We start from the raw sequence: 16,880 nt of genomic DNA, 5'->3' as shown, positions 1-16,880 counted from the left end.
ATGAATGAAAAATATCGAAGTTTTGAGGCCTTTTATCCTTTTTATTTAAGCCAGCATGAAAACCACGTTTGTCGTCGCCTTCACTTTTTAGGAAGTACGCTTATTATCCTTATGTTATTGTATTCAATAACTACATGGCATTTAACGTTATTATGGACAATTCCACTTATTGGCTATGGCTTCGCATGGGTAGGACACTTTTTCTTTGAAAAAAACACACCAGCAACCTTTCAATACCCTATATACAGTTTAATGGGCGATTGGGTTATGTTTAAAGATATACTTATTGGGAAGATACGCTTTTAACAAAATCAAATAAACCAGACACAAAGTAAAATATATTTGACATTTATTTTTGCGTTCCTTATTATTTCTAAACGTAAAAAAAATTAGACATCATGTTAAATATATTATGCATTCGGAGTGTGTATGGGATACCAAGAAAAAACCTCGTGGGCAACGTTAATAATTACCGCTTTAGTGTTGATCAATTATGTAAACAAAATACTAACAATAGAAGTTACAGATTTAAGCGTATTAACTTTACTTTCCATTACCTTTATTTGGATTATTGCTGCAACGGTGATCGCGCAAATAATTCTTGCGATACTAAACATCAAAGAGGCAGAGAAAGGACCAGATGAAAGAGATAAACTATTTGAGTTAACCGCTATAAGAAATGCATCTTGGGTACTACATATTTTTGTATTTATTTCATTTAGCCAATTAATTTTCCCTCTTCACCTTAATAACAAAATAGCAGTAGATTTTACTCTCTTATCAGATGTATCTGCTGTATATAATATGGCGAACATTCTTATAATAGGGCTATTATTATCTGGTATTACACAAGAGATCACAAAGCTCATTTATTACCGCCGAGGGTATTAATATGAGTAAAAAAATAACGAATACTATTAGAAAATTACGATTTGAGCACAATGAAATCACTCAAAAAGAATTAGCTGAACGAGTTGGCGTTTCCAGGCAAACAATTGTTGCAATTGAAAAAGATAAATACTCCCCCTCTTTAGAGGTGGCCTTTAAAATTTCAGATGTGTTTAACAAAACGATAGCTGAAGTTTTTCAGTATCGATAAACGCTAGGGCGTGTTGAACTTTTGAGTACAAATTTTGTACGAATTAAACATGATTTAATTGAAGGGTAGCGAGTAAAGTGTAGATAAGTTATTCTACATAAATGCGCTAGACAGCTTCCGCGTCCTGCTCACGCTAAGTACCTACTTCCGTGTAGGCACAGCTTCCGCGTCCTGCTCACGCTAAGTACCTACTTCCGTGTAGGCAACGAAAAGTAAATCATGTTTAAACGTATCCGTAGGACAGCGCCTCTTTGGTTTTTCTACGGCGTTTTCACTTATTTATGGGGAACAATCCCATTACATAAGTTCAGCCTTGTATAAGCACCAAATAAATCGCTGCAAAAATGTACAGCAAAGATCAACACGCCCTAATTTCATTAGTACAAAGGTTAAAATTTTTATTTTGCCAGAGTAATAACAATAAAATTTAAAAAAATATAAAGTCAAAAACAATTAACACTCGTATAATAGCGCCTGATTTTTAATAACCTGATTTAAATATTACCAACCATGTATGAAAAATTACAAAGTAAGCTCTATCATTTAAAAGAAAATAAAATCTTCGAACTGTTTGTTGTCTTAGTTATTATTATATCTGCACTTGAAATAGGCGCAAAAACCTTTGATTTATCTGAAAATGCGCTGTCGTTTACAGGTATTTTAGATATTTTGATCACACTATTTTTCCTTTTTGAAATATCAGTTCGCTTTATTGCCGACGACGACAAAAGAAACTTCTTTAAAAATGGCTGGAATATTTTTGATACCTTAGTTGTAGCTATCAGTTTGATCCCTATTAATGACAGTGAAATGGCATTACTAGCAAGGCTCGTAAGAGTTTTCAGGGTATTACGAATGGTTTCGGTAGTGCCTGAATTACGTGTACTAATAAACTCTCTGCTAAAAGCTTTGCCACAATTAGGCTATGTAGTGTTGTTAATGTTTATTATTTTTTATATATACGCTGCTATTGGTAGCTTTATATTTAAAGATATAAACCCCAAACTCTGGGGTGATATTGCTATTTCAATGCTGACACTGTTTAGAATAATGACTTTTGAAGACTGGACTGATATTCAGTATGAAACAATGGAAGTTTATCCGTATTCATGGATATTCTACTTAACCTTTATCTTTTTTACTGCGTTTGCATTTTTAAATATGGTTATTGGTATTGTCGTTAATGTAATGGAAGAAGAGCATGCCGCTCAAAGAAACGTTAATGAACCTTCTATGAGCGAATTACAAAACGAAATTAGAGAGCTAAAGTCGCTAATTCAAAAGCTTGATAAGAATAATCTGAACACGCTCTAATTAATATTCATTTTTAAAAACACCAATTGGGTGATTGGTGTTTTTTGTGTTCAATTATATCAAGGCGAAATTATTCAAAATTGGTTTATCTATTTTTAACGGGGGTATCTTCAATTAACTTTAAAATAACGGAATTGTTTTTTAGTTTAGCTAAATCTATTAAGTAGCTTTTTTCAATATCTTGAATTGGCTGTTTTCCCAACAACTCTTTCACTGACTGCTCTTCTCCATTTGCTATAGATGTTTTGAGCGCTGCGTATGTGGCAATACTGTATTCTTTATGATCAGTCATATTAAACTCCGTTAATGATTATTAAGGCCAATTTTTTTATGAAAAAAAGGGTACAAATCCGCTTATATAGACAACGCTACCCATAATTTTAACGCTATTTTTCGCTACTTTATTATCTTGCGTTTTCCCCCACAAATGGATTAGTTCTACGTTCTTCACCAAAGGTACCCATTGGTCCATGACCTGGAATAAAGCGAACATCGTCGCCAAGTAAAAACAAATTATCTTTAATTGAGCTTATTAGCGTGTTGTAGTCTCCTCGAGGAAAGTCAGTACGACCGATAGAGCCTTTAAACAATACATCACCCACTTGAGCTAATTTAGAGGCTCGATGAAAAAACACAACATGGCCAGGGGTATGACCTGGGCAAAAATAAACTTCAAGCGTAATATTACCAAAAGTAACGGTATCACCTTGGTTTAACCAGCGGTCAGGGGTGAAATGTTCTGCATGCTCAAAACCAAAACGCTCTTTTTGCTCGGGAATAAGGTCAATCCAGAATTGGTCTTCTTTATGAGGGCCTTCAATAGGCACATTATAATGACTTGATATTGCTTGAGTCGCACCTGCGTGGTCAATGTGGGCGTGAGTAAGCAATACTTTTGTTAAGGTTAGTCCATGTTGTTCAATTGCTTTCATAATTAATTCAGCATTACCGCCTGGGTCAACCACAGCTGCTTGCTTAGTTTCATCACACCAAAATAGCGTGCAGTTTTGCTGGAACGGAGTAACGGGAATAATTTGGTATTGCAACATATCAAGCCTTTATTAGAATATTTTGAATTCATTTGAACGTATGTTAATCATATTGGGGTATTGTTTTAAAGTTCAAGAGTGATAATTTTACCCTCATATTGGTGCTCAATGGTAAAAACACTTCCATAACCTTATTTAACTCGGTAAGCTCTTGCTTAAAATTAAAATAATTATTTCATTATATGTCTATAGTAAGAGATTCTTTTCATTCCCGTATTGGTTTCGTTTTAGCAGCAGCAGGCTCTGCTATTGGGTTAGGCAATATTTGGGGGTTTCCCACTCAAGCAGCTAACAATGGCGGTGGTGCATTTTTATTTGTCTATTTAATTGTTACTGTGCTATTAGCCTTACCCGCCTTATACGCTGAAGTTTATATTGGCAACCAAGCCCAAAAAAACCCAGTGTCTGCTTTAGGTGATGCCTGTAAAGGTGTTTCTGAAAACTTAGGACGCAAAGTCGGGTTAATTGGTTTATGCGGCGCGATAATGATGCTTAGCTTTTACACTATAGTTGCTGGCTGGATGTTAGCCCATGCACTATCTTCTTTAGCTTACTTATTTGATGCCAGCGAAATTGCCTCTTGGTTGTCAACTTCAAGTATACAAAGAAACTTAATGTTTACGCCCATTTTTATTTTACTTGGCGCTGGAATTATACATCAAGGTGTTAATGCTGGTATTGAAAAGTGGTCAGCTCGCTTAATGCCTGTACTCTTGATAATGCTTATAGGATTAATTATTTATATATTAAACCAACCGGGTGCTGAAGAAGGTTTAAAGGTTTATTTAATCCCTGATTTTAGTCAAGTAACTGATCCCAAATTAGTTATTTCAGCAATGGGACAAGCATTCTTTTCTTTATCAATTGGTGTGGGTGGCATGATGGTTTATGGATCTTACATGCAAAAAGGTAAAGATATTGGCAAACTCGTCTTATCAATAACAGCATTAGACACTGTTATTGCGTTTCTAGCTGGGTTACTTATTATTCCTGCACTTTTTGTTGCACAAGCAGCAGGCCAAGAAGTATTTCAAGGCGGGCATTTAATAGGTGAAGGGCAACTTATTTTTAATATTTTACCTGAGCTTTTTAATTCAATGGGCCATGTCGGTTTATTTGTTTCTTTTGCGTTTTTCTCATTACTCTCTATTGCCGCGTTAACATCAACTATTTCTTCAACTGAAGTGCCCGTCTCCTATTTAATGGAAGATAAGACATTTAGCCGACCAAAAGCGACTTGGTTAGTTTCCGCAATTGTTTTTTGCGCAAGTATGCTGCTTATTATATTTTTTGATCACTTATTTGGTTTAGTTATTCGCGTATTAACCACTATATTACAACCGCTTAGCTGTCTGTTTTACTTTATAGTGGTAGGTTGGATGTGGAACCGAGGTAACAAACTACGTGATAAAGCACTGCAAGAAGGAAGAAAATGGTTAACACTTTGGGGAAATTACATTCGTTTTGTTTGCCCATTATTACTCAGTATTGTATTTGTAAATGTTGCAATTTTAAACTAGGTCTAATCTATTAAAGAGGCATAAATACTTATGCCTCTACCGTATATACCCAAGCCACCTCAAGATGCAGAATTCAGCGTTTCACAGGTACTTAATATCAAGGCGTTACTTTGCAAAAATGGCAGTCCCTTTTAAGAAGTAACAACGATGAGAGTAAGTGCCTGTGAAACGCCTAAAAGGTTGGTTTAAAAGCGATTTATACTGCGTTATTCATTTTAACAATAGAACCACTATTACTTGCAATCAATGCCTTGCCTAAATCGCTTTTAATTCCAACTGAAACTCGCATCCTGTGGTGGTTTGGGTATAGCTAATATGCTTAAATTAACTTTAGTTCGAGGGGGATGATAAGCGGCGACATGGCCTAATTTGTTAAATCGCTTTAGCACACTTTATCTGCAGGCTATCTATTCACTCACATTATTTCGACCAGCTTTTTTTGCACGATAAAGTGCCTGATCTGCACGCTTTAAAGTGTGTTCAAAACTTTCTTTAGCCGATCTTGTAGCGACACCAATAGAAATTGTAACGCTGACCACTTTAAGGTCATTCGGTTTTTTAGCTGCGCGTGACTTTTTAGTCTTTCGTACTGGATGACGTATCGCTATATCGTAATCAGCTATCGATTGGCGTAGTCGTTCTAGCTCTGCAATAGTCTCTATTGATGCCTTACGTGGAAAGACAATGGTAAACTCTTCACCACCATAGCGGAAAACCCGTCCACCACTTTTAACTTGCGCTAATTTAGCCGCTACAAGCTTTAACACTTGATCACCAATATCATGCCCGTAAGTGTCGTTAAACTTTTTAAAATGGTCAATATCGAGCATTGCCACGGTATATTGTCGGCTTAAAGACAGGGCTAACTGATTTAATGAGCGCCTAGAAGGTAAGCCTGTTAACTCATCTCGATAAGCAAGATAGTATGAGTCGATAACAACAACTAAAATATATTGCACTAATAACAGGGTAACGATAACACTAAGTGGTAAATCTAATTGCTGATAATAAATTAGTACCCAAATAACCAAACTAGTCAGCAACGCCGCAACAAGTAAGCTAGGTGAGCGTAAACTTTTAAATAAAATGAGCGCACCAATAACGGCTAAAGGAAGTGTAATTTTAATCAGTGTTAAGTCTAGATAGGGTAATTGATAAGGCGCTAGGTAAGAAAACAACCACACGCTAACAATTAGCCATGCTTTTGCAACTAAACCAGCTGTTACCAATAGAAATAATCGCAAAAAGCCATGCAAAGATAACAAGCCGCGGTCTTTAATAAACACCAACAGACCGATGCTCAGCACGCCTGATAAAAATAGCCACTCACTTTCATTGTTTAAGTAAGTATTACCAGGCAACCATTGACTTTTTACTAAGTAATATAGCGCCCATAAACTGGTTAATATTGAGAATCTACTTCGGCTAAATTGCGCAGAGAAAATAATTGAGATGATAAAAAGCCCTAGCAACACTTGCTCTATCAAGAAAATTTTGGGCTGCCAATAACTAACCGAATATAGTGTAATTACTATTGCTAATGAAAGCGCTAATGCACTCCATAGCGTTGTTTTTAATCCTGTTAATTTTAGAAACAAAAGTAACCCCAGAGTTTTTGACAGAAAATTTACACTTTTTAGCGCTGCTCTATATAAAATTAATCTACACAGCTTTTATTTGTATGAGATAATAAAAGGCAATCATATAGAGATAATAGGCTCTAGTCACTTACCTTTTAGCATTAGTAGAATGTAAGCGGTAAATTTTTGTAACGCATTATTATTTAAGAATAAAGGCTAAAACCTTGGTTACACTTTTCAAGCCCCCTAAAAATAAAGCAAAGAAACAACAACCTCAACAACGGTTAACTATCGAATCGCTTAATCATGAAGGTGTAGGAGTTGCCCGCATAAATAATAAAGTTTGCTTTGTTGAAGGCGCATTAACTGGTGAAACTGTACTTGCAAGCGTCGTGCAAAAAAAATCAACGTTTGAAAGGTTTTCTACCGATAAAATTTTAACGGCTAGCCCTTCTCGCATCGCACCATTTTGCCAACATTATGACCTTTGTGGTGGCTGCCAACTCCAGCACTTAGCTATAGAAGAACAATTAATTGAAAAACAAAAAGCAGTAAGTCAACTCTTTAAAAAATTTGCAAACATGGTAACACTTAATTGGCAGCCTGCAATTGAGTCTGACTCGTTACATTATCGCAGAAGTGCTCGAATTGCTGTTTATTATTCCCCCCAGCATCAATCATTTCAGTTAGGGTTTCGTCAAAAAAGTGCTAAAAGAATTATTAATATAGAAAAATGTTTAGTATTAGACACCAGTTACATTGCTATTTTTTCTGTATTTAGACAATTATTGCCAAAGTTAAAAAATGGCCGTGCGATAACACATATTCAACTCTGTAGTGTCAATTATGCTTTTGTTATTTTAAGGCATATAAAACCTTTATCTAGTACTGATCTTGATAAAATACAAAAGGCCTGTACCGAAAATAATTGGAAGTTAGTATTAGAAGGGGAAACTGGAAAGTTCAAATTTTTAGGTGATCATAACGACAACCTCCCTAACTACCAGTTAACGAAGCAGCAGTTATCATTTGCTTTTAAATTTAATAATTTTATTCAAGTAAACGATAGTGTTAATCAAAAAATGATCACACAAGCACTAGACTGGCTAGCACTGTCAGCACACGAGTCTGTTTTAGATCTTTTTTGTGGAATTGGCAACTTCAGTCTTGCAATGGCATCGCAAGCAAAAAAAGTAATTGGAGTTGAAGGGGTTGAAGCCTCCGTTGCTATGGCAAAAATAAATGCCAAAGCAAATAACAGCAATAATACCGAGTTTTACTGCCAAGATCTTAGTCAAGCATTAGCGGAAGCAGCTTGGTTTAAACAAACTTACGATGTATTAGTGCTAGACCCTTCTCGTATAGGGGCTTTTTCAGTTTTAACGCAATTAACATTAAAAAAGGTTAATCGCATTTTATATATATCGTGTGATCCTGTAACATTAGCCAGAGATACTACTCTTATTGCCGACGCAGGTTTTAGCTTAGATAAAATAGCATTAATGAATATGTTTCCTCATACTAAACATATTGAAACTATGGCGCTATTTGTAAAAGCTTAATTTACCATTACGCTTCCATAAACCCAGTTAAGGTAAAGGCTGTAATTTATTCAGTTTATAGCTCGGCTGTGTATGATAAAGTTGCAGCAGAGACTAAAATATAAGATCACAAGCCCTAATCATATTTTTTGATTAGCTTGAACAAATTAATACAGTTGTATGACAACATACTAACGTTAGAATACCGGAACTTTAAAGGTTAAATGTATGCTCGAAATAGGTTTCACTATGAAAAATGCTAAAGATAATAGGGTTAATACCCTAGTTGTTATCTTTATATTACTTACGCTACTGATATCATCGTTTGCTATGGCAAACAATGCGACACCTGACGAAAAAGTGTCAAGTGTCTTTACACATGTAGAAACAGCACTTATTGCACTAAAACAAGGTGAACACTTCAATAAGGTAGAAATAAAAAAAATATTAACTGAATACTTATTACCTGAAGTTAACACTCGTTACTTTACTTATAAGGTTTTAGGGAAACACTTAGCCAAAGTACCTGATAATTTAAAAAATGAATTTATTACCGAATTATCACAACAATTAATTAACTCTTATACACAGTTATTGAGTAAATATAATAATGAAGCAATAAAGGTGGGTCGTAGTGCCTTATCAAATAGTGGTAAGATAGCAACAGTAAACATTGAAATTATAGGACAAGAAAAGTCTAATAAAGCGGTGGTAAAACTTTTGCAGTCTGAAAATGGTAATTGGCAATTTTTTGATATAGTTGTCGAAGGTATTAGCTTACTGCAAAGTAAACAAAATGAATTAAATGCTAGTATCAATAAAATAGGCATTGAAGAAACACTTGTACTATTGAAAAAACTTAATCACAACCACAATTAACTTCAAACCTAGGTTTAACATTCGATATGACAACATGGACAAACATATCTGCAGATATTATCGATTTTTATCAGCTTGTTTTAGATAATAAACTTATAGTAACACTCATCCTTTTAAGTTTCTTTTTCTTGATAAAACGCTTGGTATTAAAGATGATCAAGCGTAAGTCTCGTCAAGAGAGACGTTTAAAAATTAATATGGTAAATAATATATTTACCCTCGCGCTTATACTTATTGTTTTTAATATTTGGTCTGATGAAATTCAAAAGTTTGCTTTTTCAATTGCTGCATTTGTTGTTGCTATTGTATTAGCAACGCGTGAATTTATTCAGTGCTTTATTGGTTTTATCTATGTGTTATCAAATCGTCCTTTTCGAATTGGTGATTGGGTACAGGTAGGCAATTACTATGGTGAAGTCCACTCTAATGACTGGGCAAAACTAACCTTGCTTGAAGTGAACATTGATGAATACCAATACACAGGTAAAACCCTTTACTTGCCTAATAGTCAATTGATCACCCATACCATAAAGAACCTCAACTTTTTAAAGCGTTATGCAATGCACCACTTCACGATAGTGCGTGATGCTAGTGTTAATCCTTTTGAGTTTCTTGATGAATTAAACGAAAAAGCAACGCTGTATTGCAATGACTTTAATGAAGTAGCTATTCGTTACAATCAACTGATTGAAAGTAGATTAGATGTAAACATCGCAGGTCCAGAGCCGCATATACAAATAGCGACCTCAAACTTAGGTGATACTCAAGTGTTTTTTACTATATTTTGTCCTACGGACCGAGCTTTAGAAATTGAGCAAAAGCTTACAGCTGATTTCATGGCACTTTGGTTTAAGAAAAAAGAACAAATGAAACCAGAATAATTGCGCCCGTAGTCCTTTCGAGCTTGAGTTTTCAATTTAAACACTCATGAGCAAGGCGCAAGTATTACAGCATAGCCGTTATATGATAAATAACACCATTAATTGGTGTTATTTATACTTAAAGAGCCTTTTACGTTCACATCACGTTGTGGAAAAGCGATCACAATATTTTGCTCCGCAAAAAGCTCTTCAATTCGAAAACGAACATTACTTCGCGTCACTCGTAATCCCCCTTCAACATGTGAACTTATCCAAAAATAGACTTCAAATTCCAAGGCACTATCGCCAAAGTTATCTAACGTAACGACAGGCTTAGGATCAGTTAAGACATCAGTTTGGCTCAGAGTGGCTTGTAGTATTAACTCAGCAACTTTTTTAGCTGGCGAGCCATATGCTACTCCGACACGTACAGACGTTCGCATTAAACGATCGACCAATGTCCAGTTAACCACTGTATTTTCAAGCAGCTTGCTGTTTGGGATCAACATATGAACACCGTCACTACGTCTAATACGTGTAGAACGCGTATTAATTTCTTCTACTGTACCTTTAGCATTTTCAACTTCTAAAAAGTCGCCTATACGAATAGGCTTTTCCCACATAAGTATCCAGCCACTAATAAAGTTATTAATAATGTTCTGCGCACCAAAGCCAAAGCCTATTGCGATTGCACCAGAAAGAAATGCAAATGCAGCAATAGGCACATTCATTAAATCAAGTAAGGTGATCACAAGTACTGCTGTTGCAATCACGTAAAAAACACGCTGAATTAAATGTATAACATTGGGGTCAACCTTGTTCGATAGCATACGCTTTGTCAGCATACGAACAATGAGTCTAGTAATAATAATGCCTAGAATTACAATTACAGGCATTAATAAAATACTACCTAGTGATATAGACTGCCCCCCAATACTAAAGACTGACATATTAAGTAGTTTATTAAGGTTTTCTATTGTCATACTGCCCCTTTATATTACCTAAACGTATTATTAAGCAGTTAAGAATGCTTTTGATGGGTCAACTAAAAAGCGTGTTCCCATTGCTTCTCGGCCAAATAACATTAAGTAGTTCATATCTGAGCGGTCAGTTAATGTTATTTCAATAGACCAAGATTCTTCGCCCAGAATAACAGGGGTAGTAATAACGTAACGCTGTTCAGCAGTGCCATTCGACGACTTAACGTTACGAATATCACTAATAAGCGCACTACAACTAACCACCTTTTTAACACTATAAACATCTGGATGAATATCAAATTTAACCCAAAGTTTACTGCCTTTTTTAAATTTATTAATATTATCAACATGTAAAGATGATGTTTTTGCGCCAGTATCAACGCGTACTTGTAAGTCTTCAATACCAAGCTCAGGCAGCGCTATAGACTCGAGCCGCCCTATGATGACCTTATTAGATTTTTTAGCTTTTGTTTCCATAATTTATCTTTTTAAATGTGAGTTTCAGGTACTAATAGTTCATGAACAGATTCAATGCGCTCTGCGATATTTTCATCATTTTCGGTGAAAAATGCGACATGGAACATTGCCTCGCCTTCTTGTACAAGGGGGATGTTTTGTTTACCAATTAGGATCCCAGAGCGCGTTGCTTTAACTACATCGATAACGTCGCCATACGGACTACCAATTTCAGCAAGTACATCTCCTTTATTTACTTGGTCCCCCAAGTTAATTCTACTATGAAAGATCCCACTAGCGTTTGCTCTTAGCCATTGGCTACTGTTAGCAATAAATGGGTCATATACTTTTCTTTTAGCCGATGACTTTCTCATCATACCTAGATGACGCAGTATATTTTGAATCCCTCTAATACCAGCTCGAATTGAAAACTCATCGAATCTTAACGCTTCGCCGGCTTCATACAACAATACTTTTGTCTGGTTTTTAACAGCAGCTTCTCTTAATGAACCATCAACTAAGTTAGAGTTTAATACCACAGGAACACCAAAAACCTTTGCTAATTCTTTAGTCTCTGGGTCAGACATATCAGCACGTATTTGTGGTAAGTTTGACCGATGAATTGCCCCTGTGTGAAGATCGATTCCATAATCACAATGCTTTACAATTTCGTTTAGAAATATATGTGCTACACGCCCTGCTAAAGAACCTTTAGCCGAACCTGGAAAACAACGATTAAGATCTCGTCTATCAGGCATATAACGGCTTTGGTTAACTACACCATAAACATTGACCATAGGTACGGCAATTACAGTACCTTTGGTTATAGCAAATTTTTTCTGGCCAATTAAACGTCGAATAATTTCAATGCCATTTAATTCATCACCATGGACAGCGGCACTAATAAATATAGTAGGCCCTGGTTTTTTACCGCGAATAATATGCACAGGTAAAGAAACGCTCGCATCTGTATATAATTTGGCTACCGGCAAGTGAATTTTACGTTGCTCACCAGGTAGTATTGTAAATTCACCAATTCGTAATTCATCCATCAAAATATTCCTATTACCCTTTACCGCGTGTTTTTGTATTATGAGGCTTTGCATTTTTTTCAATGAAATCAAAAATTATACCTGCGACATCTTTGCCCGTTGCTTTTTCAATACCTTCAAGCCCTGGCGATGAGTTTACTTCCATTACCATTGGTCCATTTTGAGAACGTAGCAAATCAACGCCACACACATTTAAACCCATTGCTTTTGCAGCACTGATCGCTGTCTCTTTTTCTGCTTTAGATAATTTGACAACTTCAGCGCTACCGCCACGATGCAAGTTTGAACGAAATTCACCTTCTGCACCTTGGCGTTTCATTGCCGCAACCACTCGGCCACCAACAACTAAACAACGAATATCAGCACCGCCAGCCTCTTTAATAAACTCTTGTACTAATATGTTTGCTTTTAACCCCATAAAGGCTTCAATAATAGCCTCGGCTGCCTTTGCTGTATCAGCTAGCACCACACCAATACCTTGAGTACCTTCTAGTAATTTAATAACAACTGGTGCTCCACCCACATTCTTAATTAAGTCTTTAATGTTGTCTGGCTTACTAGCAAATCCGGTACGGGGTAAACCAATGCCTTTTCTTGATAATAGCTGTAACGAACGTAATTTATCTCTAGAACGACTAATAGCAACAGATTCATTAACATTAAATGTTCCCATCATTTCAAACTGTCTGGCTACCGCAGTACCATAAAAAGTTACAGAAGCGCCTATGCGAGGAATAATAGCGTCGTATTTAGGTAATTCAGCACCATGATAACGCACTGTTGGTCGACTGCTGGTTATATCCATATAGCAATGCAAAGTATCAATAATATCAACTTCATGCCCCATGGCCTCGCCCGCTTCCTTTAAGCGTCGAGTAGAATATAGTTTTGAATTTCTTGATAAAATAGCAATTTTCATAAATAGTAAGCCCTAATTTCATACTGTTAAGTCATGAAATAATAAAATGTATATAAGAATAAATGATGTTTAATTATAAATAATAGAATATCTGTGTATGAATTGCTTGTAATTATCTAAGCAAACTAAAGTTGTTCTGTGAATAACAAATATTTATTCCAGTTAGTATAAAGTGTATAGTCAACGCTAAAGACAATAAAACGCAATATTTTGCTGTGTTTAATCAAAAAAATTGATTACGCAGGTAATAGGCCACATTTTATGAAAATAGAGTTATTAAAAACCTTCTTAGAGGTTAGTAGAACATTACACTTTAGGCTAGCTTCCGAAAACTTATTTATTACTCAATCTGCCGTGAGTGCTCGAATTAAGTTACTTGAAGAAGATCTCGGTGTTTTGTTATTTGATCGTAGCCAAAAACATTTAAAAATAACTCCTGAAGGTCATCGTTTAGTAAAGCATGCTAATGAAATGCTATTAATGTGGCAAAAAACCAAACAAGATATTAGCATAGCAGAAACTGATGCCTTACAGCTCGTCGTTGGCTCTATGATGTCTATTTGGGATATTATTTTACAGGGTTGGCTACAGAAAATTCATCGAAATTTAGATGATGTTAGCTTATTCACCAGTACCTACTCTCCTATTGAGTTACGTAAAAGCGTACTAAACCGCATTGTAGATATCGCCTTTTTATTTGAGCCGCCCTACGTCGAAGAGTTAGTTACCGAGCGAGTTGCTTCTGTACCTTTACACCTAGTGTCCACTGAGCCTTGCCATAGCGAAGATGTTTTTAGGCTTGAAAATTATATAATGGTTGATTATGGCGATTCGGTTAATGCTCAGCATTTACGAGAGTTTAATGATGCGCCACCAGCGAAGCATTATATGAGCCAACCCCGTATTGCCTTAAACTTTATTCTTGATGCAGGTGGAAGCGCATACTTACCAAGACAAATGATTTTTGATTATCTTAAAAGTGAACGATTGTTTATGGTAGAGAATACACCTATATATTCGCGCGATGTGTATGCTATATATCTAGCAAAAAGCCAAAAAGTGGATGTAATAAAACAAGCCTTACATTTATTTCCAAACGTAAAAGTATAACGTTAAGTTAGGACTTAGTTTCAAAGGCTGTAACTCGGTTTCGCCCTTGATTTTTTGATTGATATAAAGCGTTATCAGCCCGTTCATACAAAGATGAGTAAGTATCGCTACTGTCTATAAATGAGGTTACGCCAATACTAACCGTAAGCTTTATTTTTTCAGAAGTTTTCAAGATAAAGGTATGATTTTCAACTTCAAATACAATTCGCTCGGCAATTGCGACTGAGGTGTCTAGATCTGATTGCGGTAGGATAATCGCAAACTCTTCACCTCCTATGCGTGCAAAGGTATCATTTAACCTAATTAATGTGCTGATCAATTGTACTAATTGAATTAATATTTCGTTACCTGCTATATGTCCTTTTTCATCATTAATTACCTTAAAATGGTCGATATCTAGCATGATCAATGAAAGATCATGCTGATAGCGTGAGCAATCAGATAATTCTTTCACCATAGTGTCTTCATAATGACGGTTATTAAAAATATTAGTTAGCGGGTCAATTAGGGTAAGTTCTTCTAGTTTTTTATTTTCTTCAAGCTGCTGCTGTAATGAACGTATTAAGTTTTCTTTTTCACTAACGTCTCGAATGGTTGCTAGTGCACACTTGCCATATGAGGTATCAATTAAGTTTAAGGTAATTTCTACATTTAAGGTTTCACCTTTACTATTAATTGCTAAGAGCTGCCCTCGTTCAGCCCCCATTTTCCGAGCACCACCCTCTGTGAAATATTTTTCTAAATTTTTAGGGTGTCCGTGCTTATGTTTATTCAACATTAAATCACTAATGTTCATTGACTCTAATTGTTCTTTGCCATAACCAAAGATTGCACTAGCTTGCTTATTAGCTTTTACAATATTTCCACTGCGATCAACTTTTAAGTTAGCATCGGGTGCCATTTCAAATAATTTCTCGCTTTCTTCGAAAGCAAGCTTAGTAATAGCGTAAGTTTTATCTATCTCTTTAAGGTTTCTGCGGTATTGACTCTCCATTTCTTTAAGTTTGGTGATATCGCAATGAGCACCAAGCATACGATGGGCTAAACCTGCTTCGTCTCTTATGGCTATACCACGGCAACGGATCCATACTGTTGAGCCGTTTTTATGTTGATAACGTACAGTTTGATCGTAGGGGTGTGTCGGGTCTGAGCAATGTCGGTGGAAGTTACTCATCGCAATTTTTAGATCATCTTGATTGATGATCTTCTGCCACTCTGCAGATAAATGAGCTTTCTCTTGTGGGTCGTAACCTAATACTTGCCAAAATCGATCATTCATCCATTCCTGTTCAAGGTTATCAAGATCCCAATACCATAAACCATCAATGCACGCATCAAAGATAAAATCAAAAATTGAATCATCAGATTTAATTAATTGATATAACTCTTCCCTTAAATAATTTTCTCGGTTTTCCATAAACTTAGCTATCAAAATAATAATACTTAAAGCGTAGGTGACAAACAGTGATATATCAAAGATAAAAACGCCCTAACGTCAATTAATGCCAGTTTCATTAATTAAGTGATCTATTTTCTAAGCAGGAATAGTAGCCTTATATAAGATAGTTATTTTCAGAACTACTTGTTCTGGCCAATTAATAAGTAACCCAGTAGTTGATTATATTAGCTAGTAAAATAACTCACACAATCAGTGGGGTTTATTGAAATAAAAAAAAAGCCAGATAACAATCATATTATCTGGCTTTTAAGAGTGTGTTCTCTATCGGTTAAATTTTTGGTAGCACTTTAATTGGAAAGTAATCTTCAGATTCCAGTTCATCATTAACGCAAGACAATAAGTACTTTGCTAATTCATCTTTCTCAATTTCATCTTCAACCGCATATTCTTGACAAGTTTTTAGCACTGCTAGTACATATTCTTTGGGTGCTTGCTTTAGTTCAACTTGACTCTCTTCGCTATAACTAACACTTGAAAAAAGTGTTAAAAATAAGCCTGCAAAAAGTATTTTTTTCATGGTTATATTCTCATTAATTGCCATTATTAGTATCTATCCCAATAATCACTTAGTGTATTAGTTTCGCGATCGAATCTACGTTTTTCACACAGTGACTCTAACTTTTCTTTAATACGATGCTTGTGTTTTACAGTTTTTCTGATCATCGCTTTTTTTGGTGTACCATAGGCTATTTCAAAACCAGCAATACCAGAATCTAAGATTAAATCGTCATCAATTTCGACGGTGTTATCGTCATATAAATCAATGTTCATTTACTTACCCTTTTTCAAAATAACAATTGATGTTTCGCGCAATAATGTGCTCAATATTTTATAAAGAAAAGCGAAATATTTTCGTTTTACTAATCATTATTTTTGATTAAACAAATGAGTAATTAAAGCAATAATGAAAAATGGATTATAAAAAACCTGATAACGAATATTATCTTTTTTGACCTTGTACTAAACTGAGTTTTTGAAATTAATCTGAAATGTAGTAGCAGTGAGTTAGCATACTTATTAATGAAACAAGTATGCTATATAAGGAGGTAACAAAGTGTTTTA

Annotated in this window: 19 protein-coding genes; 9 read left to right on the top strand and 10 right to left on the bottom strand. The window is 35.4% G+C overall.

Annotation, left to right across the window (positions count from 1 at the left end; all coding sequences use genetic code 11):
• The 4 genes from QUD79_RS05450 to QUD79_RS05435 all read left to right on the top strand — a co-directional run bounded on the left by QUD79_RS05450 (window position 1) and on the right by QUD79_RS05435 (window position 2,413).
• Window positions 1–306 (top strand): Mpo1-like protein, encoded by a 306-nt coding sequence (locus QUD79_RS05450; RefSeq protein ID WP_184424722.1) that lies wholly within the window; start codon window positions 1–3, stop codon window positions 304–306.
• Window positions 307–429: 123 nt separating this feature from the next.
• Window positions 430–891, top strand: coding sequence for a hypothetical protein (locus QUD79_RS05445; protein WP_184424721.1), 462 nt, complete (start codon window positions 430–432; stop codon window positions 889–891).
• A 1-nt stretch (window position 892) separates the two neighbouring features.
• The gene (locus QUD79_RS05440; protein ID WP_184424720.1) at window positions 893–1,099 is read left to right on the top strand and encodes a helix-turn-helix transcriptional regulator; all 207 of its coding nucleotides are present in this window, start codon (window positions 893–895) and stop codon (window positions 1,097–1,099) included.
• Window positions 1,100–1,609: 510 nt separating this feature from the next.
• Entirely contained in the window at window positions 1,610–2,413 is an 804-nt protein-coding gene (locus QUD79_RS05435) for an ion transporter (RefSeq protein WP_184424719.1), read from the top strand.
• 85 nt (window positions 2,414–2,498) lie between these two features.
• Here QUD79_RS05435 and QUD79_RS05430 read toward each other — a convergent pair whose 3' ends face one another.
• Together QUD79_RS05430 and QUD79_RS05425 are read right to left on the bottom strand one after the other, a co-directional pair.
• Entirely contained in the window at window positions 2,499–2,705 is a 207-nt protein-coding gene (locus tag QUD79_RS05430) for a hypothetical protein (RefSeq protein ID WP_184424718.1), read from the bottom strand.
• Window positions 2,706–2,817: 112 nt separating this feature from the next.
• Window positions 2,818–3,459, bottom strand: coding sequence for an MBL fold metallo-hydrolase (locus QUD79_RS05425; RefSeq protein ID WP_184424736.1), 642 nt, complete (start codon window positions 3,457–3,459; stop codon window positions 2,818–2,820).
• A gap of 185 nt (window positions 3,460–3,644) precedes the next feature.
• On the opposite strand from QUD79_RS05425, the gene QUD79_RS05420 reads away from it, so the two are divergent.
• Window positions 3,645–4,982 carry a sodium-dependent transporter gene (locus QUD79_RS05420; RefSeq protein WP_184424717.1) on the top strand — a complete coding sequence of 446 codons (1,338 nt, stop codon included), beginning with the start codon at window positions 3,645–3,647 and terminating at the stop codon, window positions 4,980–4,982.
• 407 nt (window positions 4,983–5,389) lie between these two features.
• On the opposite strand, the gene QUD79_RS05415 is transcribed toward QUD79_RS05420, so the two are convergent.
• Window positions 5,390–6,580, bottom strand: coding sequence for a GGDEF domain-containing protein (locus QUD79_RS05415; RefSeq protein WP_184424716.1), 1,191 nt, complete (start codon window positions 6,578–6,580; stop codon window positions 5,390–5,392).
• Between the two features lie 206 nt (window positions 6,581–6,786).
• Here QUD79_RS05415 and rlmD point away from each other — a divergent pair, with 206 nt between their 5' ends.
• From rlmD to QUD79_RS05400, 3 genes are all read left to right on the top strand, one after another.
• Complete coding sequence (gene rlmD / locus QUD79_RS05410) at window positions 6,787–8,124, top strand: 23S rRNA (uracil(1939)-C(5))-methyltransferase RlmD (RefSeq protein ID WP_184424715.1); 1,338 nt, start codon at window positions 6,787–6,789, stop codon at window positions 8,122–8,124.
• Window positions 8,125–8,352: 228 nt separating this feature from the next.
• The gene (locus QUD79_RS05405; protein WP_184424714.1) at window positions 8,353–8,982 is read left to right on the top strand and encodes an MlaC/ttg2D family ABC transporter substrate-binding protein; all 630 of its coding nucleotides are present in this window, start codon (window positions 8,353–8,355) and stop codon (window positions 8,980–8,982) included.
• A gap of 26 nt (window positions 8,983–9,008) precedes the next feature.
• A complete protein-coding gene (locus QUD79_RS05400; RefSeq protein WP_184424713.1) occupies window positions 9,009–9,863 on the top strand; it encodes a mechanosensitive ion channel family protein in 855 nt (284 codons plus the stop codon).
• A 98-nt stretch (window positions 9,864–9,961) separates the two neighbouring features.
• On the opposite strand, the gene QUD79_RS05395 is transcribed toward QUD79_RS05400, so the two are convergent.
• The 4 genes from QUD79_RS05395 to rimK are packed head-to-tail and all read right to left on the bottom strand — an operon-like array spanning window position 9,962 to window position 13,249.
• Window positions 9,962–10,825: a mechanosensitive ion channel family protein gene (locus QUD79_RS05395; protein WP_184424712.1), complete on the bottom strand. Its 864-nt coding sequence runs from the start codon at window positions 10,823–10,825 to the stop codon at window positions 9,962–9,964.
• A gap of 30 nt (window positions 10,826–10,855) precedes the next feature.
• Window positions 10,856–11,299, bottom strand: a complete 444-nt coding sequence (locus QUD79_RS05390) for an ATP-dependent zinc protease family protein (protein WP_184424711.1) — start codon at window positions 11,297–11,299, stop codon at window positions 10,856–10,858.
• A gap of 11 nt (window positions 11,300–11,310) precedes the next feature.
• Complete coding sequence (locus QUD79_RS05385) at window positions 11,311–12,330, bottom strand: succinylglutamate desuccinylase/aspartoacylase family protein (RefSeq protein WP_184424710.1); 1,020 nt, start codon at window positions 12,328–12,330, stop codon at window positions 11,311–11,313.
• A gap of 13 nt (window positions 12,331–12,343) precedes the next feature.
• Window positions 12,344–13,249, bottom strand: coding sequence for a 30S ribosomal protein S6--L-glutamate ligase (gene rimK / locus QUD79_RS05380; RefSeq protein ID WP_184424709.1), 906 nt, complete (start codon window positions 13,247–13,249; stop codon window positions 12,344–12,346).
• 261 nt (window positions 13,250–13,510) lie between these two features.
• Between rimK and QUD79_RS05375 the strand changes: the two genes are divergently transcribed.
• The gene (locus tag QUD79_RS05375) at window positions 13,511–14,359 is read left to right on the top strand and encodes a LysR family transcriptional regulator (RefSeq protein ID WP_184424708.1); all 849 of its coding nucleotides are present in this window, start codon (window positions 13,511–13,513) and stop codon (window positions 14,357–14,359) included.
• Between the two features lie 7 nt (window positions 14,360–14,366).
• Here QUD79_RS05375 and QUD79_RS05370 read toward each other — a convergent pair whose 3' ends face one another.
• The 3 genes from QUD79_RS05370 to QUD79_RS05360 all read right to left on the bottom strand — a co-directional run bounded on the left by QUD79_RS05370 (window position 14,367) and on the right by QUD79_RS05360 (window position 16,589).
• Complete coding sequence (locus QUD79_RS05370) at window positions 14,367–15,776, bottom strand: GGDEF domain-containing protein (protein ID WP_184424707.1); 1,410 nt, start codon at window positions 15,774–15,776, stop codon at window positions 14,367–14,369.
• A 310-nt stretch (window positions 15,777–16,086) separates the two neighbouring features.
• On the bottom strand, window positions 16,087–16,335 hold the full coding sequence (locus QUD79_RS05365) for a hypothetical protein (RefSeq protein WP_184424706.1): 249 nt from the start codon (window positions 16,333–16,335) through the stop codon (window positions 16,087–16,089).
• Window positions 16,336–16,361: 26 nt separating this feature from the next.
• Entirely contained in the window at window positions 16,362–16,589 is a 228-nt protein-coding gene (locus QUD79_RS05360) for a hypothetical protein (protein WP_184424705.1), read from the bottom strand.
• Between the last annotated feature and the right edge of the window lie 291 nt (window positions 16,590–16,880).

Source organism: Thalassotalea piscium (assembly GCF_030295935.1).
Taxonomy (GTDB): domain Bacteria; phylum Pseudomonadota; class Gammaproteobacteria; order Enterobacterales; family Alteromonadaceae; genus Thalassotalea_B; species Thalassotalea_B piscium.
Note: the sequence above shows the minus strand (reverse complement) of the source record. Positions and strands in the feature narration are given on the sequence as shown.